We start from the raw sequence: 2562 nt of genomic DNA on the forward strand, positions 1-2562 counted from the left end.
GCTGAATGGCGAAAATCACGCGTTGCACCACATTAAGCGTGGTGCCGTGAAACGGAAACGGCGTCAGCAGTATGACCAGCAACACGCCGGTGCCGAGGATGTATTCGACCGCGCCGACGCCGGCCTGGCGGCGCGGGGGCGATACGCCGCGATCGTGCCGGGGCACGGGGTCAGATCCGGGCGATTGGCGGCAGTACAGCCCGGCCGGCTACAGCGCGCGCCGATCGGTGCGCCTCCGAAATGGCGTTTTCAAACGGCATGGCTTCCCCCCGGCATGAATTACCACACATTCAACAGTGTGCTATCCCTTTTTCTATATGTTTTTTATAGCAGATTGAGAATAATTTTGAAAATACTGACCGGTCGCCTCAGACGCTGCGCTCGAAGATGGCCGTCAGTGCGTCCAGCGCGCGCTCGAAGCGGTCGTTGACGATTTGGTAGTCGTAATCGCCGGCGTGGGCCAGTTCATCGTCGGCCTCGGCCAGACGACGGGCGATCGCGTTTTCGTCCTCCGAGGCCCGCGTGCGCAGCCGGCGTTCGAGCTCTTCGCGCGAGGGCGGCCGGATGAAGATGGTCACGGCCTGTGGCGCGCGCTCGCGAACCTGGGCCGCGCCCTGCCAGTCGATATCCAGCACCACGTCCTGGCCGGCGCTCAGCCAGCGCTCGGTCTCGGCCGCCGAGGTGCCGTAGTAGCGGTCGAACACACGGGCGTGCTCGAGAAACTCGCCGCGCTCGATCATGGCCTCGAACGTCTCGCCCGAGACGAAGTGATAATCCACGCCGTCGGCCTCGCCGGCGCGCGCGGCCCGTGTGGTGTAGGACACCGAGAAACGCGCGGTCCGCCCGCGCTCGGCCAGACGCTCGATCAACGCGCGGGTGAGGCTGGTCTTGCCGCCGCCGGATGGCGCCGATATGACATACAGCCGGCCGCGCCGCTTGTCGGACTGAGCTTGCGCCATCACTCGATGTTCTGCACCTGTTCGCGCATCTGCTCGATGAGCACCTTTATTTCCACCGCATGCCCGGTGACCTCGGCATCGGCCGATTTGGAGCCGAGGGTGTTGGCCTCGCGATTGAACTCCTGCATCAGAAAGTCGAGCCGGCGGCCGATCGGCTCGGCGCGCGTCAGCGCTTGCTGCAGCGCTTCGATGTGCGCCTCCAAGCGATCCAGTTCCTCGGCGACATCCATGCGCTGGGCGGCCATCACCAGTTCGGTTTCCACCCGCGCCGGATCGGCCTCGATATTCATCTCGGCCAGCCGGGCGCGCAGTTTATCGGCCTGCTCGGCGCGAACCTGTGGGATACGCAGGCGTACCGCCGCCGCGTGTTCGCGGATCGCTTTGGCGCGCGTGGTGAGCATGTCGGCCAGACGCCCACCCTCGGCCGCGCGCATCTCGCGCAGGTCGGCAAGCGCGGCGTCCAGCGACTCGAGCGCCGCGGCCTGCAGCGCCTCGGTGTCCGGCTCGATCTCGCGCTGCACGCCGGGAAACGTCAGCAGACGCAGCGCGTCCGGCGCGCGGCAATCGATGGTCGCGGCGCGCACGCTGTCCACCGCGGCCGACAACGCGGCCAAGCGGTCGGTATCGATCTCGATCGACCGATCGCCGCTCGCCGCGGTCAGCCGGGCCGTGATTTCGACCTTGCCGCGCCCGACATAGACGCCGGCTTTTTCGCGAATAGCCGGCTCGAGCGCCCGCAGGGTCTCGGGCAGCCGCGGTGTCACGTCGAGGTAACGATGGTTGACGCTGCGCAGCTCCCAGACGAGTTCGCCCCACTCGCCCTGGGCTTCGCGGCGTGCGAATCCGGTCATGCTGCGGGTCATACGCGTACCCTAAAAGCCATCATGGGTCTGAAGTTCGCGCTGGTGCGTCGGGGTTGGGCGCGCAGTATCGCACAGCCCGCCGCGCGCCGCCGAGGCGCTGATACACTAGCCGCCGATTTCTAGCATTCGCGAGACGAACTTGATCAACCGACCCAGCGGCCGTGCCGCCGATCAGCTCCGTGACGTGACCATCGAGCGCCATTTCACCACGTACGCCGCCGGCTCGGTGTTGGTATCGTTCGGCGGCACCCGCGTGATCTGTACCGCCAGCGTCGAGGAGCGCGTGCCGCCGTGGTTGCGCGGTTCGAACTCGGGCTGGCTGACCGCCGAATACGGCATGCTGCCGGGCGCCACCGGTAGCCGCGCCGCCCGTGAGGCCGCACGCGGCAAGCAAGGCGGCCGCACGGTGGAGATCCAGCGCCTGATCGGACGCAGCCTGCGCGCGGTGATGGACTTGACGGCGCTGGGGTCGCGCTCGGTGACCATCGACTGCGACGTGATCCAGGCCGACGGCGGCACGCGAACCGCCTCGATCACCGGCGGCTACGTGGCGCTGGTCGATGCCATGAACACACTCGTGAATCGGGGCGCGCTCAAGGCCAGCCCGGTGCACGGCCAACTGGCCGCGGTATCGGTCGGCATCTACGACGGCGCGCCGGTGCTCGATCTCGACTATGCCGAGGACAGCCAGGCCGAAACCGATATGAACGTGGTCATGAACGAAGCGCACGGCTTCATCG

At 67.0% G+C, this 2562-nt stretch carries 3 protein-coding genes; 1 reads left to right on the forward strand and 2 read right to left on the reverse strand.

Features of this window, described 5'->3' with window-relative positions:
- Window positions 1–368 precede the first annotated feature (368 nt).
- Together gmk and VFJ08_RS06755 are read right to left on the reverse strand one after the other, a co-directional pair.
- On the reverse strand, window positions 369–959 hold the full coding sequence (gene gmk / locus VFJ08_RS06750; protein WP_324996432.1) for a guanylate kinase: 591 nt from the start codon (window positions 957–959) through the stop codon (window positions 369–371).
- Window positions 959–1822, reverse strand: coding sequence for a YicC/YloC family endoribonuclease (locus tag VFJ08_RS06755; protein ID WP_324996433.1), 864 nt, complete (start codon window positions 1820–1822; stop codon window positions 959–961). Before VFJ08_RS06755 ends, gmk begins: the two co-directional genes overlap by 1 nt.
- A gap of 139 nt (window positions 1823–1961) precedes the next feature.
- On the opposite strand from VFJ08_RS06755, the gene rph reads away from it, so the two are divergent.
- Window positions 1962–2562 (forward strand): ribonuclease PH (rph, locus tag VFJ08_RS06760; RefSeq protein ID WP_324996434.1); only part of this gene is annotated, 601 nt, incomplete at its 3' end.

This window comes from Salinisphaera sp. (genome assembly GCF_035690525.1).
GTDB lineage: Bacteria > Pseudomonadota > Gammaproteobacteria > Nevskiales > Salinisphaeraceae > Salinisphaera.

Bases quoted from the DNA above. Each gene is read 5' to 3' on its own strand.
- gmk (WP_324996432.1), bottom strand. From the start codon at position 959: ATGGCGCAAGCTCAGTCCGACAAGCGGCGCGGCCGGCTGTATGTCATA.
- VFJ08_RS06755 (WP_324996433.1), bottom strand. From the start codon at position 1,822: ATGACCCGCAGCATGACCGGATTCGCACGCCGCGAAGCCCAGGGCGAG.